At 69.6% G+C, this 24,184-nt stretch carries 18 protein-coding genes and 8 pseudogenes; 11 read left to right on the forward strand and 15 right to left on the reverse strand.

Translation table 11 applies throughout. The features are described from left to right. Positions 1 to 40: 40 nt before the first annotated feature. The 4 genes and pseudogenes from GQF42_RS02245 to GQF42_RS02260 form a co-directional block, all read right to left on the reverse strand. Positions 41 to 1,282 carry an IS701 family transposase gene (locus GQF42_RS02245; protein WP_456115196.1) on the reverse strand — a complete coding sequence of 414 codons (1,242 nt, stop codon included), beginning with the start codon at positions 1,280 to 1,282 and terminating at the stop codon, positions 41 to 43. 165 nt (positions 1,283 to 1,447) lie between these two features. Then, positions 1,448 to 2,005, reverse strand: a complete 558-nt coding sequence (locus tag GQF42_RS02250) for a GNAT family N-acetyltransferase (protein WP_158917148.1) — start codon at positions 2,003 to 2,005, stop codon at positions 1,448 to 1,450. 602 nt (positions 2,006 to 2,607) lie between these two features. Beyond that, positions 2,608 to 2,825 (reverse strand): annotated as a pseudogene (locus tag GQF42_RS45485) (integrase core domain-containing protein); the annotation flags it as partial. Positions 2,826 to 2,897: 72 nt separating this feature from the next. Beyond that, positions 2,898 to 3,464, reverse strand: coding sequence for a TetR-like C-terminal domain-containing protein (locus GQF42_RS02260; RefSeq protein WP_158917150.1), 567 nt, complete (start codon positions 3,462 to 3,464; stop codon positions 2,898 to 2,900). Positions 3,465 to 3,541: 77 nt separating this feature from the next. Here GQF42_RS02260 and GQF42_RS02265 point away from each other — a divergent pair, with 77 nt between their 5' ends. After that, a complete protein-coding gene (locus GQF42_RS02265) occupies positions 3,542 to 4,825 on the forward strand; it encodes an MFS transporter (protein ID WP_158917152.1) in 1,284 nt (427 codons plus the stop codon). A 134-nt stretch (positions 4,826 to 4,959) separates the two neighbouring features. After that, positions 4,960 to 5,613 (forward strand): annotated as a pseudogene (locus GQF42_RS02270) (SDR family oxidoreductase); the annotation flags it as partial. Between the two features lie 39 nt (positions 5,614 to 5,652). Here GQF42_RS02270 and GQF42_RS02275 read toward each other — a convergent pair. The 3 genes and pseudogenes from GQF42_RS02275 to GQF42_RS45490 form a co-directional block, all read right to left on the reverse strand. Further along, positions 5,653 to 5,877 (reverse strand): annotated as a pseudogene (locus GQF42_RS02275) (transposase); the annotation flags it as partial. Between the two features lie 214 nt (positions 5,878 to 6,091). Then, positions 6,092 to 6,916, reverse strand: a pseudogene (locus GQF42_RS02280) (glycosyl hydrolase family 65 protein); the annotation flags it as partial. Then, positions 6,817 to 7,851 (reverse strand): NAD(P)H-dependent glycerol-3-phosphate dehydrogenase, encoded by a 1,035-nt coding sequence (locus GQF42_RS45490; protein WP_233273190.1) that lies wholly within the window; start codon positions 7,849 to 7,851, stop codon positions 6,817 to 6,819. The pseudogene GQF42_RS02280 and the gene GQF42_RS45490, both read right to left, overlap by 100 nt. A 226-nt stretch (positions 7,852 to 8,077) precedes the next feature. Between GQF42_RS45490 and GQF42_RS02285 the strand changes: the two genes are divergently transcribed. The 5 genes and pseudogenes from GQF42_RS02285 (at position 8,078) to GQF42_RS02305 (ending at position 14,492) form a co-directional block, all read left to right on the forward strand. Further along, complete coding sequence (locus GQF42_RS02285) at positions 8,078 to 10,489, forward strand: phosphoketolase family protein (RefSeq protein ID WP_158917154.1); 2,412 nt, start codon at positions 8,078 to 8,080, stop codon at positions 10,487 to 10,489. A gap of 91 nt (positions 10,490 to 10,580) precedes the next feature. Further along, a pseudogene (gene pta / locus GQF42_RS02290) lies at positions 10,581 to 12,520 on the forward strand (phosphate acetyltransferase). Between the two features lie 334 nt (positions 12,521 to 12,854). Continuing rightward, the gene (locus GQF42_RS47175; RefSeq protein WP_325100287.1) at positions 12,855 to 13,109 is read left to right on the forward strand and encodes a patatin-like phospholipase family protein; all 255 of its coding nucleotides are present in this window, start codon (positions 12,855 to 12,857) and stop codon (positions 13,107 to 13,109) included. A 19-nt stretch (positions 13,110 to 13,128) separates the two neighbouring features. Continuing rightward, positions 13,129 to 14,027, forward strand: a pseudogene (locus GQF42_RS02300) (L-threonylcarbamoyladenylate synthase). A gap of 69 nt (positions 14,028 to 14,096) precedes the next feature. Next, the gene (locus GQF42_RS02305) at positions 14,097 to 14,492 is read left to right on the forward strand and encodes a hypothetical protein (protein WP_158917158.1); all 396 of its coding nucleotides are present in this window, start codon (positions 14,097 to 14,099) and stop codon (positions 14,490 to 14,492) included. A 44-nt stretch (positions 14,493 to 14,536) separates the two neighbouring features. Here the strand turns inward: GQF42_RS02305 and GQF42_RS02310 are convergent, their stop codons facing one another. Genes GQF42_RS02310 through GQF42_RS02325 form a run of 4 tightly spaced genes read right to left on the reverse strand, consistent with a single transcriptional unit; the run spans position 14,537 to position 18,637 of the window. Further along, positions 14,537 to 15,178 (reverse strand): carbonic anhydrase, encoded by a 642-nt coding sequence (locus GQF42_RS02310; RefSeq protein WP_158917160.1) that lies wholly within the window; start codon positions 15,176 to 15,178, stop codon positions 14,537 to 14,539. 55 nt (positions 15,179 to 15,233) lie between these two features. Then, a complete protein-coding gene (locus tag GQF42_RS45495; RefSeq protein WP_267906116.1) occupies positions 15,234 to 16,097 on the reverse strand; it encodes a recombinase family protein in 864 nt (287 codons plus the stop codon). Next, positions 16,018 to 17,139 (reverse strand): epoxide hydrolase family protein, encoded by a 1,122-nt coding sequence (locus tag GQF42_RS02320; RefSeq protein WP_158917162.1) that lies wholly within the window; start codon positions 17,137 to 17,139, stop codon positions 16,018 to 16,020. Before GQF42_RS02320 ends, GQF42_RS45495 begins: the two co-directional genes overlap by 80 nt. A gap of 52 nt (positions 17,140 to 17,191) precedes the next feature. Continuing rightward, positions 17,192 to 18,637: an MFS transporter gene (locus GQF42_RS02325; protein WP_158917164.1), complete on the reverse strand. Its 1,446-nt coding sequence runs from the start codon at positions 18,635 to 18,637 to the stop codon at positions 17,192 to 17,194. A gap of 51 nt (positions 18,638 to 18,688) precedes the next feature. Here GQF42_RS02325 and GQF42_RS02330 point away from each other — a divergent pair, with 51 nt between their 5' ends. The 3 genes and pseudogenes from GQF42_RS02330 to GQF42_RS45500 form a co-directional block, all read left to right on the forward strand. Continuing rightward, complete coding sequence (locus GQF42_RS02330; protein ID WP_158917166.1) at positions 18,689 to 19,273, forward strand: CGNR zinc finger domain-containing protein; 585 nt, start codon at positions 18,689 to 18,691, stop codon at positions 19,271 to 19,273. A 244-nt stretch (positions 19,274 to 19,517) separates the two neighbouring features. Next, on the forward strand, positions 19,518 to 19,709 hold the full coding sequence (locus GQF42_RS02335) for a hypothetical protein (RefSeq protein ID WP_158917168.1): 192 nt from the start codon (positions 19,518 to 19,520) through the stop codon (positions 19,707 to 19,709). Between the two features lie 421 nt (positions 19,710 to 20,130). Further along, a pseudogene (locus GQF42_RS45500) lies at positions 20,131 to 20,553 on the forward strand (recombinase family protein); the annotation flags it as partial. A 417-nt stretch (positions 20,554 to 20,970) separates the two neighbouring features. Here the strand turns inward: GQF42_RS45500 and GQF42_RS45505 are convergent. Next, positions 20,971 to 21,396 (reverse strand): annotated as a pseudogene (locus GQF42_RS45505) (Tn3 family transposase); the annotation flags it as partial. A 430-nt stretch (positions 21,397 to 21,826) separates the two neighbouring features. Next, positions 21,827 to 22,642 carry an SGNH/GDSL hydrolase family protein gene (locus tag GQF42_RS02350; RefSeq protein ID WP_158917170.1) on the reverse strand — a complete coding sequence of 272 codons (816 nt, stop codon included), beginning with the start codon at positions 22,640 to 22,642 and terminating at the stop codon, positions 21,827 to 21,829. 490 nt (positions 22,643 to 23,132) lie between these two features. Here GQF42_RS02350 and GQF42_RS02355 point away from each other — a divergent pair, with 490 nt between their 5' ends. Next, on the forward strand, positions 23,133 to 23,438 hold the full coding sequence (locus GQF42_RS02355) for a DUF3759 domain-containing protein (protein WP_158917172.1): 306 nt from the start codon (positions 23,133 to 23,135) through the stop codon (positions 23,436 to 23,438). A 305-nt stretch (positions 23,439 to 23,743) separates the two neighbouring features. Here GQF42_RS02355 and GQF42_RS47530 read toward each other — a convergent pair whose 3' ends face one another. Together GQF42_RS47530 and GQF42_RS46835 are read right to left on the reverse strand one after the other, a co-directional pair. Next, the gene (locus tag GQF42_RS47530; protein ID WP_407699527.1) at positions 23,744 to 23,929 is read right to left on the reverse strand and encodes a DUF6192 family protein; all 186 of its coding nucleotides are present in this window, start codon (positions 23,927 to 23,929) and stop codon (positions 23,744 to 23,746) included. Then, complete coding sequence (locus tag GQF42_RS46835) at positions 23,883 to 24,035, reverse strand: DUF6192 family protein (RefSeq protein WP_158917174.1); 153 nt, start codon at positions 24,033 to 24,035, stop codon at positions 23,883 to 23,885. The genes GQF42_RS47530 and GQF42_RS46835 overlap by 47 nt, the downstream gene beginning before the upstream one ends. Between the last annotated feature and the right edge of the window lie 149 nt (positions 24,036 to 24,184).

Consider the following 24,184-nt stretch of genomic DNA (forward strand, 5'->3'; position numbering starts at 1 on the left):
CGAGCGACGGCTTGGCGTCGTCTGCGCCAATGTGACCATCTCAGTGCGCGTGCGCTGATGAGGGGCTGGTGAGCGGTGATGGGTGAGTGGCCAGTTGCCAGGAGCCGCCGAACTTCTGCCACGGTGAGGGGCGCGAGGCAGGAACCGTTTCTGCTGCCCCTTTTGCCGCGGCGTCGGCGGCCATCACGGCGAGGAAAGCATGCGCCAGCATGGCCAGGGTGATGTGTCGCATCCAGCCTGTGTAGCGGCGGACTTCGTACTGGTCGAGGCCGCATTCGTTCTTCGCGGCCTGGAAGGCTTCCTCGATGGCCCAGCGCACCCCGGCGACGCGGACCAGGTGCTCGACCGTGGTGCCCAGCGGGGCGTAGGCGAGGTAGTAGGCGATCTCCTCGGGTTTGTTGATGCTGCGGCGTGCCAGTGCCCACCGCTGGTGGGTGGGCATCTCGGTGTCGAAGTCTTCGATGGACGCGATCTGCAGGGCGGCCCAGTGGTAGACGCGCGGGCCCTTCACGCCGTCACCGCACGAACGTCGCTCCCACGCCTCGTTGGGTGCCTGGGAGAAGAGGTGATCGATGCGTCCGAAGCGCGGCACCTGCTGGGACTTGGGGACCGCGAGCACATATCCCAGGCCGGTCTCCTCCAGCATGCGGCGCAGCCGACACTCCTGGCCGTAGGCCGAGTCCGCGGTCACCCAGGCGATCGGCAGCGGCGAGGCGATCGCCCGCAGCACCATGGCCTTGGCCAGGTCAGGCTTGGTGGCGAAGGCCCGCTCGTCAGGAATGTGGGCGGCGCGGCAGCGGTCGCGGTCGTCAGTCCAGGACTTGGGCAGATACAACTCCCGGTCCACCAGGGCGCGTCCGCGCGTGGTGGCGTAGGCGGCGAACACGCCGATCTGGCAGTTCTCGGTGCGGCCGGCGGTGCCGGAGTACTGGCGCTGCACGCCGGCCGAGGTAGTGCCTTTCTTGAGGAAGCCGGTGTCGTCGAGGATGAGAGTCCCGTCGGGCTCTCCGAGCCGTTCGGCCACGTAGTGCTGCAGGTCGTCGCGGAGTTCATCGGCGTCCCAGCGGGCGCCGTTGAGGAGCCGCTGGAGGCGGTCGGGTGTGCGGTGACCGGCGTATTCGGCCAGCTGCCAGCCGTTCTTGCGGCCGACCGGGCCCAGCAGTCCACGGATGTAGTCACGCATCCTGCGACGCGGCTCGACACGCCTGAAGCGGTGGCCGGTACGCAGGAAGAGTTCCTCGAGCTCGTCGTTCCAGATCTCAACTGCACGCTCGTCGATCACGCCGGGAGGCTGCCCGCGCCGCTGCCACTATCAGCGGCGCCTGCACACGATCGAGGGGCGGCCCGGGAAAGAGAACACAGGCCGCCAACCAGCCCACTACACTCACCCAAACCGCCCCTGAACAGGGAAAACGTCAAAGTGCTGCTGGAGTACTAGCCGATCAATTCACAGTTCGCTGATCGGGTGCAGTTGGGCGAACTCATCGGCGAGCACGCCCATCATGACGAGATCATGATGCCGGCCGGCGGCGAACACGTGATCGCGCAGGCGGCCTTCCTCGGTGAATCCGAGCCGCTGATGGAGTGTCAGCGACGCTTCGTTGTGGGCGAAGATCCGCGCCTGGCACCGGTGACAGCGCCGCTCGGCGAACATGAAGCGCAGCAGCAGCACGACGGCTTCAACCGCGTAGCCCTTGCGCCGGTGGTCAGTACCGATCGTCACTCCGTACTCGAACCAGCCGGCACGACTGTCAGCAACATGCGAGCCGACCGCACCGACTATCGTGCCCGTCTCGACGGCCTCGATCGCCAACTGGAAGCAGTCACCATCGGATGTGGCAGCGGCTTGCTCCCTCGCCCAGGCGCGGTAGCCCTCGGCGGAACGAGGCGGCTGCAGCAGGTCTCCCAGCCCCTCCTCGTCCGCGGCGAAGCGCATGAACGCCGTCCAGTCGTCGGGCTCGATACCGCGCAGGCGTACCCGCTTACCGGTCCAGAACGATGTCATCCCCTATTCGATCACGCCGTCGCTCGCGAGCTCCAGGCCCTGCTACCCCTGAAACAGCCCGTGCCCCGGAACCAAAGCTTTCCGGCCTGAGACGTCCAGGCCATGCACGCCACCGGGGGTTTGGCCTCCGCCTCGCCGTGCTGAAAGCACGGCGAGGCGGAGGCCAAAGCGGTCAGGGGGTGGTCCTGAAGGGGATAGGACACCCAGTGAACCTATCGGTCAAGGTCCTGTCGCCAAGTGGAGCGTCCAAGCGGACGCTGATCTTCTCACCAGCGTTGTGGCGACAGGTGGCCTCGTCGCCACGTCCTCCCCACAGAGGCCACGTCCGTTTCAATAACAGCGTCACGGTGTGAGTGGATTCACGGGCTTCGACACGAGGGCGGTTCTCGCACGAACCCCAGCTCTCGACCGCCCTGATCGTACGACCGTTATCGCCCACGACGACGCTTCCCCCCTCGCGAGCTGTCCACCACCGAGGTGTCTTCACTGTGCGAACGCTCCAAAGGGTCTGCTGCAGGTTCGGGTGAGGTTGACCTGCCCCACAGTTTGGGTTCCAGCTGCGGTGGCCAACTGGCCGCGTGGATGGTGTCTTGTGCGGAGAGTAGTTCGTACTCGATGGGGGTGCGGTAGCCCAGTGCTGAATGTCGTCTCTGGCGGTTGTAGAAGATCTCGATGAACTCGAAGATCGCGTTGGCCAGTTCGACCCGGGCCTTCCAGCGCTTGCGGTTGAGCAGCTCGATCTGCATCGAGGACCAGAACGACTCCATCATCGCGTTGACCAGGCCGTCCCAACGGTGCCGAACGACGGCAGCAGGCCTGCGATGCCGAAGGGACCGCCCAGGCGAGACGCATGTGCGTGTGCCACGCCGCGCCCCCGCGATCCGTGTGCGGCTCAGGGCGTCCGGAGCGTCGCCAGATAGGTGGACACCAGTGTGCGGGCCCAGTCGGCGGAGGCGGGCTCGGGGGTGAAAATGGCGCGATAGTAGAGCGGGCCGAGGAGGAAGTCCGCCGCGGTCTCCACGTCGAGTGCCGTCCCCCCGCGGTCCTGTTCACGCCGGATGATCGCGCCGAGCTGGCGGTGGCGGTCCTCGACGCAGGCGCAGCCGCCTGCCGGGCCGGAGCCGATCGTCGCGCGCATGAGGGCAAGCGTGTCCGGGTCGGCGACGTCGGTGGCCACTTCGGCGAGCCAGCGCTGGAGGTCGCCGACGAGGGAGCCGGAGTCGGGGACGACCAGGTCGTCGGTGAAGCGGCTGGTGGCGACGTCGTTGAGTAGCTGGGCGGTGGACCCCCAGCGCCGGTACAGGGTGGTGGGGTGCACGCCGGCGCGCGCGGCCACGGCGGGCAGGGTCAGTGTCTCCGCTTCCTCCTCGGCGAGGAGTTCTGCGACGGCGCGATGGACGGCCGCCCGCACCTTCGCGGAGCGGCCGCCGGGACGTACCTGGGTCAATGAGTCAGCCATGGGGAAATTATCGCACCGATCGTTGCGTTAGTGGTAGCGTCCTAAACGCATCGATCACTGCTTTTTGGAGTCGCGTCGTGTCCGGTCCCGCCCCGTCCCAGCTCCAGCCCTCCCTGCCGCCCACCGACCGGATGGCGCCACCAGAGGAGAGGCGACGACGGCTGAGCCGTCCCGTCGCCTTCGCCTCCCTCGCGGTCGTCTTCGTGCTGTTCATGGCCGCCTCCAGCGCGCCCTCCCCGCTCTATGTCGTCTACCAGCAGGAATGGCACTTCTCCGCCACCACCCTCACCACGGTCTTCGCCGTCTACGTGCTCGGCATGATCGGGGCGCTGCTCATCCTCGGCGCCCTCTCCGACCACCTCGGCCGCCGTCCGGTCCTGCTCTCCGCGATCGCCCTCGAAGCGGTCTCGATGGTCCTGTTCCTCACCGCGGGCAACGTCGGCCTGCTGCTGACGGCACGCTTCATCCAGGGCATCGCGACCGGGGCCGCCATGACCACGCTCGGCGCCGCACTGTCCGACCTCAATCCCGCGCACGCCCCGCACCGGGCTGGCCTCGTCACGGGCACCGCGCCCACCTTGGGACTCGGACTGGGTTCGCTCGGATGCGGGCTCCTCATCGAGTACGGGCCGCACCCCACCCGCCTCGTCTACGTGCTGCTGCTCCTCGCCCTCGTGGTGGCCGGCGCCCTCCTGTCGGCCCTGCCCGAGACCTCGCTGCGCCGCCCGGGCGCCGCCCGCTCGCTCCAGCCCCGCCTGCGGGTCGCCCCCCACCTGCGGGCCGACCTGCTGAGCCTGGTCCCGATCCTCATCGCGAGCTGGGCGCTCGGCGGCCTCTACCTCTCGCTCGGCCCGTCCGTCGCCGTCGGCCTGTTCGGTCTCTCCAGCCACGTCGTCGGCGGACTCGTGGTCACCCTGCTCACCGGCCCAGCCTTCCTCACCGCCCTCGCCCTGCGCGGCTGGCCCGTCGGACGGACCCTCGCCGTCAGCGCGACCCTGCTCCTCGTCGGCACGGCCGTCGCCCTGACCGGTGTGGAGGAGCACTCCCTGACCGCGGCCGCCCTCGGAACCGCGATCGCGGGCGTCGGCTTCGGCGGCTCCGCCCTCGCCAGCTTCGGCACCCTGGCCCGGATAGCCCGCCCCGCCGAACGCAGCGAGCTGCTCTCCGTCGCCTTCGTCATCTCCTACCTGGCCTTCAGCATCCCGGCCGTGATCGCCGGCATCGCCGCCACACACGCCGGCCTGCAGGACACGTTCGTCACCTACGCGGCGACGGTCGCCGCCCTCTGCGCCCTCGCCCTGCTCGCCCAGCACCTGCGCGCGACCCGCACCCCCGCCACCGGAGGCGTCCCCCAGGTGTGAGGAACCGCCCGGGAACCGGTCGCCGCGGCCCGCTCGAGGCCGCGGCGACCGCGGTGCGTCGGACGTTCGGACGTTCGGACCAGACGGTGGTGGTGATCGGCGGCAGCGCGGGCATCTGACTCGAAACAGCCCGCCAGGTGCGCGCTGACGGGGGCCAGGTGGTTCTGGTCGGCCGCGACTCCGAAAAGCTGGAGCGAGCTGCGCGTGAGATCGAGCCTGTCGGCACCGCGGCGTTCGATGCCACCGACACCGGTCGCCTCAAGCAGTTCTTCCACGATCTGCCCGGACCGATCGACCACGTGATGGTCACAGGCGGCGGCCCCACTTACGTGCCCTTGGCGGAGATGGACCTAGCCGCCGCCTGCGGCGACTTCGGCCGGCGTCTCGCGTTGACGCTCGGGGTCGCCCTCTGTGGCCGTGACAAGGTCCGCCCCGGAGGCACGCTCTTGTTCATGGGCGGCACCGGTGCTCGGCGTCCCGGTGTCGGCCTGGCCATCGCGTCCGCCCTCACCGCGGCTTCGCCCGCTCTGATCGTCAACCTGGCGCTAGAACTGGCGCCCATCCGCGTGAACCTCATCGCTGCCGGATTCGTCGACACCCCTCTGTCGGCCTCGCTCCTGGGCGATCGGCTTGAAGCCCGGCGCCAGCAGCTGCGCGCCACACTGCCCATCCGACGGGTCGTCGGCCCGGCCGACGTCGCCGCACTGGCCGTGCACATCATGTGCAACGACGCGCTCACCGGCGCGACGTACGACATCGATGGCGGCCAGCAGCTCATCTCTCCCTGAGGGGGCGCTTGAAGTACGTGGATTGCCCTTGATAACCCAGTAAGCTCCTCGCCAGGTGGGGGTGGTCCCGTCCGTTATGCGCCTGGTGAAGTTGTCGACCGAAGCGACATGGATCACCGATTCGGAGCTGACGGTGCGGGTCTCGCAGTCGCGGGCCCGACGGCGGTACATCATGAACCAACCGAAACCTCGCTCGACCACCCAACGCCTTTTCACGGCGTGAAACGCACAAGTATCCGGGTTTCTGTTGACGACTTCGACGTCGTTTGACCACCGAGGTCCTGGCAGTAGTTGTCCCGGCCCTGCGGTCGGCAAGATCACTTTGTCCCTCGTCGGCGTCGAACTGACGGTCACCGCACCCAAGTCCCAGGCCGCTAAGCCGCGCCATATCGAGATCAAGGGCTGAATCCGGAAGAGGCGCTTGTGGTCCCCGGTCCGTGGGGCGGGGCGCTGTGCGACGCCCCGCCTCGCGTCGGCGTCAACGCGGACGCTGCGGGCGGCGTCCTGGGGGTGAGGTGGGCTCGGGCCGGGGGGGGGGCGGCGGGTGAAGGGGGCAGCTTTGCACCGTGCCCCGTGAAACCGTCACGGGCTCTTCGTAGTGCTGGATCTGTATCGGCTCTCCCTCGGTCAGGGTGTACGAGGCTTGCCCGCCCGTGATCTCAACCCGCAGGCATCGCTGCCTCACGTGTACCGAGAACGCGAGGCGACTGAGTTTTCCGGGCAGTCTGGGGGCGAAGTGCAGGGTGTCGGCGCGCCACCGCACGCCGCCGAAGCCGCATACCAGGGCGATCCAGCTGCCGGCCAGGGAGGCGATGTGCAGGCCGTACCTGGTGTTGTTCTCCACGTCCGCCAGGTCCATCAACGCAGCCTCGCCCAGGTAGTCGTAGGCGAGTCGCAGGTAGCCGGCCTCGACGGCCAGGGCTGCCTGGGCACAGGCGGAGAGCGAGGAATCCCGAACGGTCAACGGCTCGTAGTAGGCGAAGTTGCGTGCCTTCTGTTCCTGGTCGACGGCGTCGCTGAAGATGTACATCGCCAGGATCAGGTCCGCTTGCTTGATGACCTGTTGGCTGTAGAGGGCGAAGTAGGGGAAGTGCTGCATCAGCGGATAGCCGTCGGGATCGGTGTCCGCGAAGTTCCAGGGCCGACGACTGGTGAAGCCCCGGGACTGCTCGTGGACGCCCAGTTCGCTGTTGTACGGCAGGGTCATCGCGTCCGCGGCTTTCCGCCATGCCGCGGTCTCCGTCTCGTCGACTCCGAGAGCGGCGGCCTGCCGGACAGCGCGGTCGAGACGGGACGATGTGGCGCCTGGAGGCCGGCCCTCGGCTGCTCACTGATGATGGGAACGTCCACACCGCATTTCTGTGCAATCTCGTACGCCGCCCGGGAGGCGCGAACGCCTTCCATCACCATGCGTGATCCCTGCGTCACCTCGTCGACGGTCCTGCCCTGCGCGATCCGCACCCCCAGACTCCGGTTGCGGCTGAGCGGGCTGATGCTGGTCGCTATGGCATCGCCGAGGCCGGTCAAGCCGGCGAAGGTGGCCGGCCTGCCGCCCTGGGCGACTCCCAGGCGGGTCATCTCGGAGACTCCACGGCTGATCACCAGGGCGCGGGTGTTGTCCCCGGTTCCCAGGCCGTCCGCCATGCCTGCGGCGATCGCAATGACGTTCTTGACCGCTCCGCCAACGTCCACACCGATCACGTCAGTGGCCGTGTACACGCGGAAACGCCTGGTCCGCAGCAAGCTCTGCAGACGCTGCGCCACGGAGAGATCAGGCATCGCGACGACGGCCGCGGCGGCCAGCCCCTCGACAACCTCCTTGGCCAGGGTCGGCCCGGACAGGACGCCCGCCGGGTGACCGGGAAGCTCCTCCTGGATCACCTCGGTCATCCGCTTGTCGGTGTCTTCCTCGAAACCCTTGGCGACACTCACCACCGGGATCCAGGGACGGATATGCAGCGCCAGCTCGGCGAGGACCTGCCGGAACGCGTGCGTCGGCACAGCCATGACAATCACGTCCGCCTGCTCGGCGGCATCCGGCAGCGACGATGTCGCCCGCAAATCCGGATGCAACGGCTGCTCCGGCAGGTAGTCCGGGTTCTCATGCGCCGCAGTAATGCGCTCGGCCAGTTCCGGCTTGCGCGCCCACAACAGGACCGGGCCGTTGCGGGCAGCCAGCGAAGCGATCGTGGCTCCCCACGACCCCGCGCAGACGACCGTCAACCGCGGCGTGCGCATGTTGTCAGGCTAAGTGGGTACCAGACCAGGCTCAAACGGAGCCCGTTCAGGGTGAAGGGAGGTTGTCACCACGGCGGCAGAAGGCAACGAACCTCGGCTGCTCGCCCGAAATGCCCCGCACCAATGCGGGTGAAAGACTGAAAAAACGGTAGAAGCCCGTATGGGTCGAACCCCCCTTATCACTTCCAGTAACTGCAATCACCACCTCCTGGGCGGGAGATTCTTCATGCACGCCGAGCCCAACGACGGCACCGCACTCGGCGCGGACTCCGCCGCTGTCGCAACGCTGAGCGACAGCGAGTTGACCGAACTGGAAGCCCAGTGGCGCGCTGCGAACTACCTCACGGTCGGGCAGATCTACCTCATGGCCAACCCGCTGCTGCGCGAGCCATTGCGCCCCGAGCACGTCAAACCCCGGCTACTCGGGCACTGGGGCACCTCGCCGGCGCTGAACCTCGTCTACACGCACCTCAACCGGGTGATCAAGGCGCGCGACCTGGACGCCATCTGCATCTGGGGCCCCGGCCACGGAGGGCCTGCCGTGCTGGCCGGCTCCTGGCTGGACGGGAGCTACACCCAGACCTATCCGGACATCACCCGCGACGAGGCGGGCATGGTTCGGCTGTTCCGCCAGTTCTCCTTCCCCGGCGGCGTCCCGAGCCACGTCGCTCCCGAGACGCCCGGCTCCATCCACGAAGGCGGGGAGCTCGGCTACTCCCTCTCCCACGCCTACGGCGCCGCCCTGGACAACCCCGACCTGCTGGTCACCTGTGTGATCGGCGACGGCGAGGCGGAGACCGGCCCTTTGGCCGCCTCCTGGCACTCCAACAAGTTCCTCGACCCGGTCCACGACGGTGCGGTCCTGCCGATCCTGCAGCTCAACGGATACAAGATCGCCAACCCGACGGTACTCGCCCGCCTCCCCGAGCAGGAGCTGGACGAGCTGCTGCGCGGATACGGGCACCATCCCCTCCACGTCACCGGCAGCGACCCGCACGCGGTCCACCGGGCGATGGCCCACACCATGGACCGGGCACTCGACATGATCGCTGCCATCCAGCGCTCCGCCCGCGAGGAACACGCCATCGACCGGCCCCGCTGGCCGATGATCGTGCTGCGCACACCTAAGGGCTGGACAGGCCCACGCGAGGTGGACGGCGTCCCGGTGGAGGGCACGTGGCGGGCCCACCAAGTCCCGCTGGCCGAAGTGCGCGACAACCCCGGGCATCTGCGGCAGCTGGAAGGCTGGATGCGTTCCTACCGCCCCGAGGAACTGTTCGACGAGCACGGCCGCCCCCGGGAACAGGTGCTCGCCTGCCTGCCGCAGGGCGAGCGCCGCCTGGGCGCCAACCCCCATGCCAACGGCGGACTGTTCACCCGTGAACTGCCGGTCCCACCGCTGGAGAAGTACGCCGTCGAGGTCGACAAGCCCGGCACCAACCTCCACGAACCCACCCGTGTCCTCGGGGACCTGCTGGAGCAGGTCATGGAAGACACCGCCGAACGCCGCGACTTCCGGATCGTCGGCCCGGACGAGACCGCCTCCAACCGGCTGCAGGCCGTGTACAAGGCCACGGGCAAGGCATGGGAGGCCGAGGTACTGCCCACCGACGAGCACCTGGTACGCGGCGGACGGGTGATGGAGATCCTCTCCGAACACACCTGCCAGGGCTGGTCGGAGGGCTACCTGCTGACCGGCCGCCACGCCCTGTTCTCCTGCTACGAAGCCTTCATCCACATCGTCGACTCCATGGTGAACCAGCACATCAAATGGCTGCGCACCACCCGCCGCCTGCCCTGGCGGGCCCCCATCCCTTCGTTGAACTACCTTCTCACCTCGCACGTCTGGCGCCAGGACCACAACGGCTTCTCCCACCAGGATCCCGGCTTCGTCGACCACGTCCTCAACAAGAGCCCCGAGGCGGTACGGGTCTACATGCCGCCCGACACCAACACGCTGCTGGCCACCGCCGACCACGTGCTGCGCAGCCGGGACTACGTCAACGTCGTGGTCGCCGGCAAGCAGCCGTGCTTCGACTGGCTCACGCTGGACGAGGCCCTGGGACACTGTGCGCGCGGAGCGGGAATCTGGGACTGGGCCGGCACGGAGGACGGCACCCGGGAGCCGGACGTGGTACTGGCCTGCGCCGGGGACGTGCCCACCCAGGAAGCGCTGGCCGCCGCCGACCTGCTGCGCCGCCACCTGCCCGACCTGGCGGTGCGCGTGGTCAACGTCGTCGACATCGCCCGCCTCCTGCCCGCCGAGGAACACCCGCACGGGATGCCCGACAGCGAGTACGACGCGCTGTTCACCCGCGACAAGCCCGTCATCTTCGCCTACCACGGCTACCCCTGGCTGATCCACCGCCTCGCCTATCGCCGCGCCGGCCACCCGCACCTGCACGTGCGCGGCTATAAGGAGGAGGGCACCACCACGACGCCCTTCGACATGGTGGTCCGCAACGACCTGGACCGCTACCGCCTGGTCATGGACGTCATCGACCGTGTCCCCGGCCTCGCCGTACGCGCTGCCGCCGTCCGCCAGGAGATGGCCGACACTCGCACCCGCCACCACTCCTGGATCCGCGAGCACGGGGTCGACCTGCCGGAGGTCGCCGACTGGACATGGCCGCACTGACCCCGCCCCTTCCTGCGGGGGCGACGAGGAGTACGACGATGAGGCTCACCGAACCGCTGAACCGGCCCACAACGCAGAGCGGGGCAGGCACGTGACCCGCAGCCTGTACATGACGGGCATCGGTCGCGGGGACGGCCGACAGGTCGTCGACCTGGGCATCATGGAGCTGCTGACCCGCCACGTGGACCGGGTGGGCGTCTACCGTCCGCTGGCGCATGAGGGTCCGGACCTCATGTTCGTACTGGTTCTCGGGAGGGACTACCACGACACCCAGCTGCCTGCGGAGTTGACGCTCAACGCCACACTGGCGAACGAGTTCGGCGCCTACGTGCTCATCGTGGTCGGGGGCCTGCGCCAAACTGCCGAGACGGCGGTCGACGAGGTCCACAACGCGCACCTGGCACTCACCGCTCAGGGCTGCGACGTCGTCGCCCCGATCGCCAACCGCGTCCCTCCCGACGCCGCCACGAAGGTCGCCACGCAGCTGAATGGGCGGCTGCCCGTGCCCGTCTACGTGCTCCCCGAGGACACCGTGCTCGCCGCCCACGGTGGCAGAAGTGGTCCAGACGCTCGGCGGCGACGTGCTGCTCGGTGACGGCGCCGGGCTCGCTCGCGACGTACTCGACTTCGTCTTCGGCGGCGCGATGCTGACCACCTTTCTGCCCGCCCTGACCCCCGGCTGCCTGGTGGTCACCCCTGGCGACCAGGCCGACCTCATCGTGGGAGCGCTGGCCGCGCACTCGGTCGGCTTGCGCGGGGTGGCCGCGGTCAGCTTGCCTTCCAGGGCGAACAGCTCGGCGGCAGTCGGGAAGGAGCCGCCCGGCACCGAGATCACTGGTGTGCCGGGCGGCCGAGACCGCGATCGGCCTGTTCGAGACGCACGTCGACACCCGCGAACTCACCGGCCGCCTGGCAGTGGCCCGCAGCACCAGGGTCACCCCGATGATGTTCGAGCACGAACTGCTCGAACGGGCCCGCTCCGACCGGCGCCATGTCGTCCAGCCCGAAGGTACCGAAGAACGCATCCTGCGCGCCGACGAGGTACTGCTCCACCGCAACGTCTGCGATCTGACGCTCCTGGGCGAGGAGAGCTCGGTCCGCAGACGGGTTGCCGACCTCGGCGTGGGCCTCGGCCTGGACGACGACGATCCCGCAGCGGGCGTACACAAAGGGGGCGCCCTGTGCCGGATCGTCGACCCACAGACCTCGCCGCTGCGAGAGAACTTCGCCGAGGTCTACGCCGCGCTCCGCGCCCACAAGGGCATGACGGTCGAGCTGGCCCACGACGTGGTCGTGGAGGGCTCGTACTTCGGCACGCCAATGGTGCACGAGGGCCTCGCCGACTGCATGGTCTCGGGGGCGGCGCACTCCACAGCGGCGACCATCCGGCCGGCATTCGAAGTGATCAAGACGGCGCCGGGTGTCTCCTTCGTCTCCTCGGTCTTCTTCATGTGCCTGCCGGACCAGGTGCTGGTGTATGGCGACTGCGCGGTCAACCCCGACCCGGACGCGGAACAGCTGGCCGACATCGCCGTCCAGTCGGCGCGGACCGCTGCACAGTTCCACGTCGAACCACGAGTGGCGATGCTCTCCTACTCCACCGGGACCTCGGGGCAGGGTGCGGATGTCGACAAGGTGCGCGCCGCGACCGAGATCGTCCGCGAGCGCCGCCCCGACCTGCCGGTGGAGGGCCCGATCCAGTACGACGCGGCGGTGGACGCCGTGGTCGCGGCGGCGAAGCTACCCGGATCGAAGGTCGCAGGCCGCGCCACCGTGCTGGTCTTCCCGGACCTCAACACCGGCAACAACACCTACAAGGCCGTCCAGCGCTCGGCCGGTGCGATCGCCGTCGGACCGGTCCTGCAGGGTCTGCGCAAGCCGGTCAACGACCTGTCGCGCGGCGCCCTCGTCCAGGACATCGTCAACACTGTCGCCATCACCGCGATCCAGGCACAGGGCGGCGCCCCGGCTCGGCACCTCCGCGGGAGCCATCGTGGGTTCGATGCCGGCGATCGGGTGGCGCCCAGTTGATCTGCGCAACCATCAGCGCGGCATCGCGGTGGCATCCGGTCCCGCGAGCGGGGTCCTTGTGGACTACGACACCTGGGTGGGTGACGCGCGGCCGCACGTTCCCAAGCCGGGGATCGGGTCGCTGAAACTGCTCGGGGATCTGGCCAGGCATCCACACCAGCTGCCGTTCACCATGCTGCTCGCCGCTTGCGTACCACCCGGCCGGGCAGCCTGGACAGTGTCCGCGAGCTGATCCGTCGGCTCGACACAGTCGATCACTGGCCCGAAAACCCCGCTCTGCGCGTGGTCGCGGCGGACCTCGACAGCGGTACCCGCGTGGTGTTCGGGGCACCGGGTGGCGCCTCCCACCGACCTCGCCTCGGCGGTCACGGCCTCCTGTGCCATCCCCGCGTGGTTTACTCCCGTACAGATCAATGGTCACCGATTCGTGGATGGCTGTGCCTGGTCGGACACCAATCTCGACCTGCTGGCCGGCGAGGGTCTCGATGAGGTGATCGTGCCGGCGCCGACCTGCTCCAGTGGGACGGACCCCCGGCGCGGCCTTCCCGCCAGGGTGGAGCGGCGCCTGCGCGGGATCGCGACCCAGTGACATCGAGAAGGCGGCCGGTGTGCTGCGTGCCGGCGGCCTGGTGGCTTTCCCGACCGAAACCGTCTACCGGCTGGGCGCCAACGCCGAGGACCTCGCCGCCGTCTCGCGCATCTTCCAGGTCAAGGAGCGCCCGCCCTCGCACCCGCTGATCGTCCACATCGGCGGCGCGGGTCATCTGGACGACTGGGTCCAGGACGTGCCCGCGACGGCGCGCCTGCTGGCCCAGCACTTCTGGCCGGGGCCGCTCACGCTGGTTCTGCGGCGCGGGCGCCGGGTGCCCCTGGAAGCCACGGGTGGCCTGGAGACGGTGGCCGTGCGTGTGCCCGACCACCCCGTTGCCCTCGCGGTGCTTTCGGCCTTCGGCGGCGGTGTCACGGTCCCGTCCGCCAATCGCTTCGGCTCGGGGATGCCGTCGACTTCGTCCTGGACGGCGGTCCCTGCGGGGTCGGCGTCGAGTCGACCATCATCGACGTCATGGTCGAGACCCCGGCCATCCTCCGGCCCGGCGGAGTGACCCGCGAGGACCTCGAAGCGGTGCTGGGGCATCCGATCGAGGTCCCGTCCACGAGCCATGTCCGGGTGCCGGGTCAGCACCCGTCGCACTACGCGCCGTCTGCTCGGGTCGTCCTGGTCGAGCCGGAGAAGGTCGTCGACGAGGCGCGGCTCGCGCAGGAGCAGGGGCACCAGGTCGGCGTCCTTCTTCCCCCATCCCCCGCCGACACCCCGGTGAAGGCGCACGCCGTGGTGGATGTCCCAGCGTTTTTGGCCGGCTACGCGCGCGAGCTGTACGGGTTCCTGCGCGAACTCGACCACCGGGGGTGCGACCTCATCGTCGCCTCCTTGCCGGTGGAGGAGGGGCTGGGACTGGCGATCGCCAACCGGCTGCGCCGTGCCGCGGGGCCCCGTCCCACCACGTGACCAGCACCAACGGTGGACATCTCGCGTCACCGGACGCGATTGTTCTGCTCCTCTGTGCACAATGCACTCGTGCAGCTGCTGCCCATTCCTTGCCCCGCCCACCTCATTCCGGACGCCACCGGCACCGACGCCTTCCACGACGTGTACCGGACGGCCATGGCGCAGCAGGCTGTGTTCGTCGCCATCGAATCCGAAAGGCGGCAGCGGTGGACCGTGAAGGCGGACACGCTCACTGTCGGCTCCGGCCACGCTGTCGACGATGCCGTGAACGATGCGGTCCGGGCCGCGATCACCTGCCTGGTCGAAAACCGTGAGATCGACCTGGACGCCTATGCCGGACCGATCTACTTCATGATGCACGGCGTGCGGAGCGAAGACCGGGCCCGCGAACTGGCGGCTGCACTCCATGCCGCCCTATACGGAGACCTGGGGCCCCTGACCCGCGCTGTGCCTCCCCTCTCCTGACGGCCGACCGCGGCAGATCACGCTGAGGGGTCGCGCCGCGGTGGTCAGGACGCGGTGGGCACCGCCGCGTCGAGGCCGCGGGAGGCGACGAGTTGGGCACTGCCGTCGGCCAGGCGGTAGCGCAGGCCCACCACGGCGGTCTGGCCGGCGGCGACCTTGCGGGCGAGGACCCGGGAGCGGTCCAGCAGAAGGTCGGCGGTGTGCCTTATGTGCTCGGCGAGGATCTCTTCCGGCTCCACCCGTCCGGCGGCCCGGGCGGCCAGCACGCTGGGGGTCACCCGCTCGACGACGTCCCGGACGTACCCGGCCGGCGACACGCCGTTCTCCAGCGCGGCGCACGCGGCGCCGACCGCGCCGCACGAGTCGTGCCCGAGGACTACGACCAGCGGGCAGCCCAGCACGTCCACGCCGAACTCGATGCTGCCCAGCACCTCCGGGCCCATGACGTGGCCGGCAGTGCGCACCACGAACAGGTCGCCCAGACCTCGGTCGAAGATGATCTCGGCGGCCAGCCGGGAGTCGGAACACCCGAACAGCACGGCGAAGGGCTGCTGGGACGGTGCGGTCTCGGCGCGGCGGGTGGCGTCCTGGTTCGGGTGCTCGGGGGTGCCGGCCACGAAGCGCTGGTTACCGGCCAGCAGCAGCTCGAAGGCGTCGCGGGGCATCGGGTTCTGGATCTCGCTCATGTCGGCAGCCTACGAGCGGGCACCAGCAGTCGCACCGCCTGGTCCCCGCCGGAGCTCACCAGGTCGGCCACACCGACGGCCTTGTCATCACTCCCAGGCGCCGGGCGAGGGCGGCCTCGGCGCGGAACCGTAGCGCGCGACGGTGCTGCCCCGCCCTGTGTGGCCACCGGTCCAGGAACCGTCCGTCCGTCGTCCACATCCGCACAACGAGCCAGGCGCCGCCCGCGCTGTCGGCCGAACGAGGGCGGACCGCTGTCGGCCGAACGAGGGCGGACCGCCCGGGATCACTCGCCGTCCCCGCCGTTGCGGGCCTGTGCCAGCAGCGCTGCCACGACGCCGTCTGTCCCGTCATCGGTCTGTGCAACGAGCGTGTCCGGGTGTGAGTAGTTCGCGTACAGGAAATCCCGGTGAGGACGATCTTGCTGGGGATCGCCCACCTCGTAGGGGCTTCGAGCTGCCGGGGTACGGCGCCGGCGCGTAGTTCCCGCAGGTCGGGGATGTGGTTGTAGAGGGTGCCGGGTGGGACGCCGAGGAGCTTGGCGATCGAGGTGATGGAGCGGCCGGGGTCGGGCAGAAGGGCGCGGGCGGCGCGGATGACTTCCTCGGTGGCGACGCTGGGGCGTCCGCCGGTGCGGGCGCGGGCGGCGGCCAGGCCCTCGTTGGTGCCGATGACGATGAGTTCACGGATGAACTCCGCGAGGGCGGCGAAGACGTGGAAGCCGAGTCGACCGCCGGGGGTGGTGGTGTCGACGTTCTCGTGCAGTGAGGTGAAGCCGATTCCTCGGTCGCGCAGTTCGGCGACCATGTTGATAAGGTCCTGGAGGCTGTGGCACGGACAGTCAGCGGAACAGGCGGAAGAACCCGCGCACCTGCTTGACCAGCGACTCCGGCTGCTCCAGCGCGGCGAAGTGGCCACCATGCGGTAGCTCCTCGAACCAGCGCAGGTCGGTGAACCGCAGCTCGGCCTCCCGCCTCGACGGGCGGGTTATGTCGCGCGGGTAGACCGACAGCCCGGATGGCGCGGTCACCTCGTCCCGGAAGTTGGCGAAGCTCTCCCAGTACAGGCGCGCCGACGACGTGGCCGACGCGGTGAACCAATAGACCGAGATCTCGTCGAGGATCGTCTGCCGCGACAACGCGTCCTCGGGATGGCCGTCGTTGTCCGTCCACGCCCAGAACTTCTCGGCGATCCAGGCGGCCTGCCCCGCCGGGGAGTCGGTGAGGCCGTAGCCGAGCGTCTGCGGCCGGGTCGCCTGGATCGCCGAGTACCCCCGGCCGGTGCGCTGCATCTCCTTCTCGGCCTCGAGATTCGCCAGCTCCGCGGGCGTCGGGTCGTCGAACGTGCCCGCCGCCACGGATCCCAGGTTCAGGTGCACGCCGGCGACCCGCTCGGGCGCCACCTCGCCCAGCACCGCGGACACCGCCGAACCCCAGTCACCACCCTGCGCGCCGTACCGTTCGTAACCCAGCGAGACCATCAACGTGTCCCAGGCGCGCGCGGTGCGAGTGATGCCCCACCCGGTCGTCGACGGCTTGTCACTCCAGCCGTACCCGGGCAACGACGGCGCGACCACGTGGAACGCGTCCGCCGGGTCACCGCCGTGCGCGCGCGGGTCGGTCAGCGGGCCGAGGACCTCCAGGAACTCGAGCACCGAACCCGGCCACCCGTGCGTGAGCACGAGCGGGAACGCGTCCGTCTCCGGCGAGCGGACGTGCAGGAAGTGGATGCCCAGCCCGTCGATCGTGTCGCGGTACTGCGGGAACACGTTCAGCCGCTCGGCGAACCCGAAGTCGTAGTCCTCGGCCCAGCTGCGGCAAAGCTCCTGGGCATACGCCAGCGGCAAACCCTGTGACCAGTCGTCCACCGGCTCGCCCTCGGGCCACCGTGTCCGGCGCAATCGTTCACGCAGGTCCGCGATCTCGGCTTCGGTGATGCTGACCTCGAATGGCTCGGCGGCCATGGCAAGGCTCCTTACTGGTCAAGGCGTTATCGGATCAGATGCAGGTGGACCGTCATCGCGCGCTCCCACGCGTGGCGTCGGGTTCGCGGCGGCGGTCGGCGGTAGGGCGCCGGGTCAGGCCGAGGACGAGTCCGGCCAGTGGGAGTGCCGCGAGCACGGCGAGGGCCACCGGCACCGGCACGATGCCGGACAGACCCGCGACAGCGGCCGGTCCGACGCCGCCACCCAAGGCGTTCATGAAGTTGAGCAGGCCCTGTGCGGTGTCGCGGTCGTCCGCGGCGACCAGGTCCGGCGCGAGGCTCACCAGTACGGCTTGGGTGCCGGCGAACCCGCACACGGTCAACGCCGTGCCGACGACAATCGGGATCGCCCCGGGGAAGATCGCGACCACGAGCACACCGACGACGGTGAGTGCCGCAAGCCCGGCCGACACCTGCCAGCCGGTGAACTGATCGGTCAAGGTGCCGACCAGCCGCCCGGCCAGCACCGAGCAGGCGGCGGCCGGGACCAGGAGCACGCCGGCTTCCAGGGGGCCACCACCCGTGGCCTGCTCGATCAGGGACGGGGCGCGGAACAGCACCCCGTAATAGCCGGCGAAGACGGTCCCGCCGATGAGCCCGGCCGCCAGGAAGCCGCGGGATGCGATCACCCGCCGAGGCACGAACCCGTCGGGCGTGCTTCGCACGCGCCACCACAGTCCCACGGCGGCGAGCGCCCCGGCGGCAGCCACGACGAGCGTGACCGGAGCGGGCAGGCCGACCGAGTGTGCCTGCAGCAACGTGATCAAGGAGCCAGCGAGTACCGAAAGCACGGCCGCGCCGACGATATCGAGTCGCCCGGTCGAGCCGTTTCGCTCGCCGCTACCGCTCCGCGTCAGCGCGCGCCTACTCGGCAATGCGGCCAGCAGGAGGGGCGGCGCGAGGACCGGGATCGCGAGCACGGCACGCCACCCGAGCCATGCGGTCACCGCCCCGCCCAACAGTGTCCCGCACCCCGACGCCGTCGCGCCGGCGGCCGCGATGATTCCCAGGGCGCGGATCCGTTGCCGCCCGGGAAGGGCGGTGGCCGCGGCAAAGACGGCGATCACGGTCGCGCCCGCCCCGGCGCCGCCGATCAGTCGGCCGACGATCACGACGGACAGTGTCGGCCCGGCTCCGGCGAGCACGGAGCCCGCGGCGAGCGTCACGACCCCGGCGACGAGGACCTGGAAGGGGCTCCAGCGGACCAGCAGCCGACCCGCGACCGGCATCGCGAGCGCGGAGGTCAGCGACCACGCGGCGAGAATCCATGCGGTGGCCCCGAACGGCACCGCGAGTGCGCGGCCGATGGCCGGCAGGGCCACCGACGGCGCTCCCAGTGCCACGTACATCGGCAGCACCAGCATCCCCAAAGCCAGCCCCAGCCGACGCCCGTCCGGGGCGTCGGCTCGCTCCGGTGACGGGGCTCCTCCGGACGGGATCGTCTGCGGCGTCGCCCCCTGCCGAATATGCTGTGACATGCTAAAGCTCCTTTGCGTGTAACATTATGGGGCAGTGAGGAGACACGTCAAATGCGGGATGCGTATTACAGCCCATTGGTGGTCCAGACGGCCGTCGACCTGGCCAACACCTTGAGGCCGATCAAGGGAGAAGACGCGCTCGAGACCGTGGAGCAGCTCCGGGACTTCCTCGACGACCATCCCGCGGCTGAGCCTCCGAGTTCGGCCGCGAGCCAAAGGACCGGTCCGCGGCATCTCACCCGCGCCGACCTGGCGGAAGTCCGCGCGTTGCGCGAGACGGTGCGTGAGGTGCTCGAACGGGCCCACGCGGACGCGGTCGAAGCTGCGGCTCTGATCAACGACGGTCTGCGTCGCAGCCGCGCCACCCCGGTACTGCGCCACGAGGACGACCGTTGGTGGACCGAGGTGACCTCCGACACCGACCGCTGCTCGGCGCACCTTGCCGCGACTACGCTCAGCGCACTGGCCTCCGTGATCGCCACGCTCGGTCCGGCTCGTCTCGGCGTATGTGCCGGGCCGACCTGCCGGGCCACTTTCGTGGACCTCTCGCGCAACGGCTCGAAGCAGTACTGCACCCGAACCTGCTCACACCGGGCCAGCGTCGCGGCCTACCGGAGCCGGCGCAGCCCGCGTTGAGCGCCGGCACCTGACCCTGCCAGGCCGGCTCCGGGGTTTCGTCCGAGCCCGCCTTCGGCGAACTTGTTCGGGCCTCCGGGGGCGTTCCTCGCGATGCAATCTGCATCGCAGCGAAAGCCGCAAGGCAGGCCCGAGACCGCAAGATCTCCGTTCCGATCGTCCAGGACGCAGCGCGAGCCTGGTATCAGTCCGACAAGGCGCGTGCTCTCCGCGCGTATCCCGAGCCGGACCGACTGACGTCCGGGTGATCGACTACGGTGCCTACGTCGATCTGCTCCACACCAACTACGCTCCCCAAGGTCTCCTGCCCTTCAAAAGCGACGACAGCGAGGAGCAACACATCAGGCTCGACGTTTCGGTCCAGGACCTTCGCGCGATTCGACGAGCAATTCTCGACCTCGACGTCCAAGCAACGGCAGATCTCAAGCAAGGTTGAGCCGAGCCATAGGGGCTGGTGCCGGAAGCAGGCCCCGGGGCACCCATGCAACACAGCAGGACTTGAAACGGAATCCGGGTGGTCCAAGCCTCGGGGCCGGGATGACGTGCACACCGTGGGCCGTGCGGGCAGCGGATGCCCGCACGGCCGCAGCCCCTACCCAACGGCATGGTCCTTCCAGGGGAGTTGAAGGCGGGCCTCGACTGGGATAGTGGTCGCTCGGGAAGCCGCCCTCCGGGCCCGGTACCGGTGGCCCACGCCTCTTCACCGTCCCGGCTGCCGCTCCTCACCCTGTCGGCAAACGATGGCACCCTTGCCGACCGGCAGGCGACGCGTCCAATGAACCCGTGAAATCCGGGGGTTGGCGGCGGCTCGAATCCAATCAGATCCGATGACGATTGTTGACAGGGTTTGACGACAGATGGGGTCCATTCCTCCGTACGGAAGGGGCCCTTCGGTGGCGAACCTGGTCTACAAGCGGGTCTCGACCGACCAGCAGTCGACCACCCGGCAGAACCTCGTCCTGGCCGAGGCCGGGATCGAGGACCCGGTCGTCTTCGAGGAGGAACGGGGGCACTCCAGCCGCCTCCACCCCCTCCAACGGCGGAAGTTCGGCGAGCTGCTGGCGTACGCGCGGCCGGGCGACACCGTGCACATCTCCGAGATGTTCCGCCTCGTACGCGGCACCGGCCACATCCTCGACGTGCTCGACGTCCTCCACCACGACCAGCTGGCGCTGCGCATCCACGACGGCGCGTTCTCCGCGATGGACCTCGCCGCCCGCCACCCGCGCACCGGCGAGCTGCTGTCCACCGTGAAGTTCATGGTGCAGACCCTCGCCGCCGGCGAACTCCAGCGCGAACTCACCTACGACGGACTGCGCGCCGCCGAGGCCAAGGGCAGCAAGGGCGGGCGCCGCCCCGCCGTCCCGGCCGACAGACTCGAAGACGTGCGCGCCGCGTACCTGGAGGGCCGCTCGATCGCAGCCCTCGCCCGTGACCACGGCGTCAGCCGCGGCGCGATCCGCACGGCCGTCGCCGACCTCCTGCCCGAGCACACCGCCATCGAGGAGGGCGCCCCCGCTCCGGAGCTGCCGGTCACCCTCGACATGCCGGGCAAGGTCGCCGACTTCCTCCGCACGTCCGGCCTGGAGGCCGCCGAGCGGGCCGGGCTCGACCAAGGGGTGACCGTACGGCGCGGCCAGGGCTACACCCTGCGCGTCACCGCCGTCCCCGCCGTACACCGCCGACTCATCCGCAGCGTCGTAGGCACGGACCTGGTTGGCGATGAGCGACCCGACGACGCAGAGGATGTCCGGCCAGTGCGTGGCGTTCCGCTTGAGGTTCACCTTGCTGCAGGCGACGGCCTGAAGCGGCCCGTACCCGGCGGCCGGCGCTTGGCCGTCGGGCAGGTCGGCCCGCCAGAACCTCTGGTCCTGAAGATCGCGGAAGCGCGGGGCGAGGCGGAAGCCCAGCATCTTGTACAGGCCGAAGGCCATGTCCGAGTACGAGGCGTTGTCGGTCGCCACCATCTCCGGCTTCACCCCGCCGTCCAGGTTCAGCAGCGTGTCCAGCGTGTAGAGGCTGTCGCGCGGGGTGCCGCGCACGACCATCGCGCCGATCCCCGCGACCTGGTCATTGACAGCGTTGAGCCAGGTCACGCCGCGTTTGTAGCCGTAGCGAAGGGGGCGTGCTCACCGCACGGTCTCGGGCTCGGCACGCGGGCCGGGGACTCGCTTTCGGCTTCGCCGCCAACTGTCCGCGGCGCTGCGCGCCATCGTCGACTGCCTCACCTTGCACGGCGCGGTCATCCAGAGCGGCACCGAGTCCTACCACCTCGCCGACACTAAGGTCCAGGCCCGGCAGGCTGTCGCCGGCTGGCCGGCGGCCTGGGGACTCATGGCCATGACGTGGCCGGGGCCATCCGAACCGGTGGTTCGCCAGGCGTAGGTGGGCCCGGCCCGCGCCGGGGATGGAGATGGCGCGGATCGGGCCGCAGAGACACGGTGCACGCGTGGTCTCGGCCGCTCAACGTGCATGACCGGGCCGAGGACACGGGCAGCGGCAATCCGACGACCCGCCTTCAGGACGGGCGGCGTGGCGCGGCGGTCTGCGTGTTCAGCCGATGGCTTCGCTCACCGGGGGAAGGTATCCGTGGCGCTGTCCGGTGGCGGTCGGGTGGTAGGACTCCCAGTCGTTCTTGATGCGCAGGATCCACTCGTTGGCGAGGCCGCCGGGATTGCAGACTTCGTGTCCGCGGAACGCGCCGCGTACGTCGGCGAAGTGGAAGCCTGCCGCGTGCGCCTGGCGTTCGATCACCGCGTCGGCGTCGTCGGCCATCTTGTTCATGCGCTCCCGGCGCGGCTTGGTGGCGGCCAGGCAGACGGTGGTGGCGTCGAACAGGTGTGGGTAGTCCGCTACGACCACGCGGGCGTGGGGGGCGTGGGCCCTGATGTCCCGGTAGGTGTCGGCGAGCCGCTGGGGCAGTTCGTGGTGGATGACCGACTCGGAGTGGTCGAGTGCCGCGTCGCACTTCTCGGCGTTGACGGGCTGGAGGATGCAGCCGAGGATCACGCCCTCGAAGTCGGCGTCGTTGCCGCCGATGGTGATCGTGACGAGCGTGGTGTCGCGGTCGAGCGCGGCCACCTGCTCTGCGCGCACGTCGCCGGTGACGGCTCCGCCGCACGCGGCGTAGTGGAACGACTCGGGGTGGTGTTCGCGTGCCCACAGCGCGGGATAGGAGTTGGGGCTGCGGCGGCAGTAGTTGGACATGTCGTTGTCGCCGGCACCGGAACCGGAGGAGAACGAGTCGCCGAGCGCGACATAGTGCACGGATGAACGGGGCGCGGCGGAGGACGGCTCGATGGCGGCGGTGGAGGTGAGAGCGGTAGCCGCGATGAGCGCGGCCAGAGCGGCGAGGGGCTTGTGACGCAACGGGTGCTCCCTTGGGCGTTGCCACGACACGCGAACGCGTATCGTGTTTGATCCGATACGGATCGTAAGGATCGTGGTGGGCGTCTTATAGGGCGTATTCGCCCGGCGCACGAAGTACGCGCTACCGCCACTGGGCTTTCACGCGCCCCTGAAGCAAGCGGTGTTCGACAACAGCGTCCGATGTGCAGCACTGCTCGGCGTGGCGCAGTGGTAATCACGGTTCGGAGCGCAGAGACCGCTGGAGTGATGGTGGTGCACCGCGGGACTCCCGCCCCGCGGATGCTTGAGCAGGTCGGCGCTATTGCGTCCCTTCCTCAGGTCGGGTTGGGGAAGTGCCAGGTGGCGGCAGAACCGACCCAACCGCGTAGCGCCCTGCCGACCACCCGTTCGGAGGTCGCTGCCGGGCGCGAGCGGGCCGGGTCGGGTTTGTCTGGTTTGGTAACCGGCCGGCGCGCAAGAGCCCGGTCTGGCCCTTATGCGAGGAGAAACCGTGTCCCAGAGCATCAAGCAGTACAAGGACGCGCACACCGTCATCTACGGCAGCACCAGCCTGGACCGTCACGTCACCGAGGAGCAGGCCGGCCACGCGGCCGCCTGGGAGGCCACCCAGAAGCTGAAGAAGTCCGGACAGCCGACCGACACCCAGAGCCTGGCCCACACTCTGGAGGCGCTGGCCCGCCAGCAGGCCGACCGGCTCGTGGTCGACTTCGGCCTGGACCACCTGGACGATGAGGAGGTCAAGCGCCACGCGGTGGCCGCAGCCGCGCGTATCGCCCCCGAGTTCGCCACCGCCTGACCGCGACGGCCCGCGCGCCGCCGGGTGCCGGCGGCGCGCGCGGCTCCCGCCACCTTCGCCCCCTTCGGCTCTGTCTCGGCCGAAGGGGGCACCGTCGACCATGGGGCCTGGCCCTCTCGCGCAGGGCCAGAGGAGCCACCGGCCGGCAGCCTGATCAGCCAAGCAGTGTTGACCGAGGATGAAGCATCGGGGTGTGACCGTCATGGGCGGCCGCCTACACGGCGAAACGTTATGCGGGGATTCAGCCGGACGATGGTCCCCCGCGTGTCCGGGCACGCCAGTCACCCCGATGGCGCCCACCGCCCTCACTGCCCCTGGCGACATTGAGCCGCGACGAACCGCTGACAGGCCCCGACCAGGTCCAAGAACTCCAGCGCGTGGTTGATCCGCCGCACGTCAGGCTCGAACGGGCCTACCGAGCCGGTGAGTTGCTGCTCGTCCGCCTCACGTAGCAGGCCGTGCCTGCTCGACTTGGACGTGGTTGACCTGATGCCGAGCCGTGTTGTCGGTCATGGCCTTGAAGGCGACCGAGGGGCGTCGCAGAAGGTCGGTCGCCACCTGGGCCGCGACCTGCTGGTCAACGACCAGGTCGCGCACGGCCTCGATCTACCACGGGCCGGGCCCCGAGGACGAGATCATCAGAGGTCCAAGGATGGGTTCTTACAGGTGGTGTAGGTCCGGGTCACGCCCGGCGCGGTGGGGCTGGTCAGTGCGAACGGGGCGGTGCGCGGTCCGACGAGCGGCCG

The sequence above is a fragment of the Streptomyces broussonetiae genome, assembly GCF_009796285.1.
Lineage (GTDB): Bacteria > Actinomycetota > Actinomycetes > Streptomycetales > Streptomycetaceae > Streptomyces > Streptomyces broussonetiae.

Bases quoted from the DNA above. Each gene is read 5' to 3' on its own strand.
- GQF42_RS02250 (WP_158917148.1), bottom strand. From the start codon at position 2,005: ATGACATCGTTCTGGACCGGTAAGCGGGTACGCCTGCGCGGTATCGAG.
- GQF42_RS02260 (WP_158917150.1), bottom strand. From the start codon at position 3,464: ATGGCTGACTCATTGACCCAGGTACGTCCCGGCGGCCGCTCCGCGAAG.
- GQF42_RS45490 (WP_233273190.1), bottom strand. From the start codon at position 7,851: ATGCGCACGCCGCGGTTGACGGTCGTCTGCGCGGGGTCGTGGGGAGCC.
- GQF42_RS02285 (WP_158917154.1), top strand. From the start codon at position 8,078: ATGCACGCCGAGCCCAACGACGGCACCGCACTCGGCGCGGACTCCGCC.
- GQF42_RS02310 (WP_158917160.1), bottom strand. From the start codon at position 15,178: ATGAGCGAGATCCAGAACCCGATGCCCCGCGACGCCTTCGAGCTGCTG.
- GQF42_RS45495 (WP_267906116.1), bottom strand. From the start codon at position 16,097: ATGGTGGCCACTTCGCCGCGCTGGAGCAGCCGGAGTCGCTGGTCAAGC.
- GQF42_RS02320 (WP_158917162.1), bottom strand. From the start codon at position 17,139: ATGGCCGCCGAGCCATTCGAGGTCAGCATCACCGAAGCCGAGATCGCG.
- GQF42_RS02325 (WP_158917164.1), bottom strand. From the start codon at position 18,637: ATGTCACAGCATATTCGGCAGGGGGCGACGCCGCAGACGATCCCGTCC.
- GQF42_RS02330 (WP_158917166.1), top strand. From the start codon at position 18,689: ATGCGGGATGCGTATTACAGCCCATTGGTGGTCCAGACGGCCGTCGAC.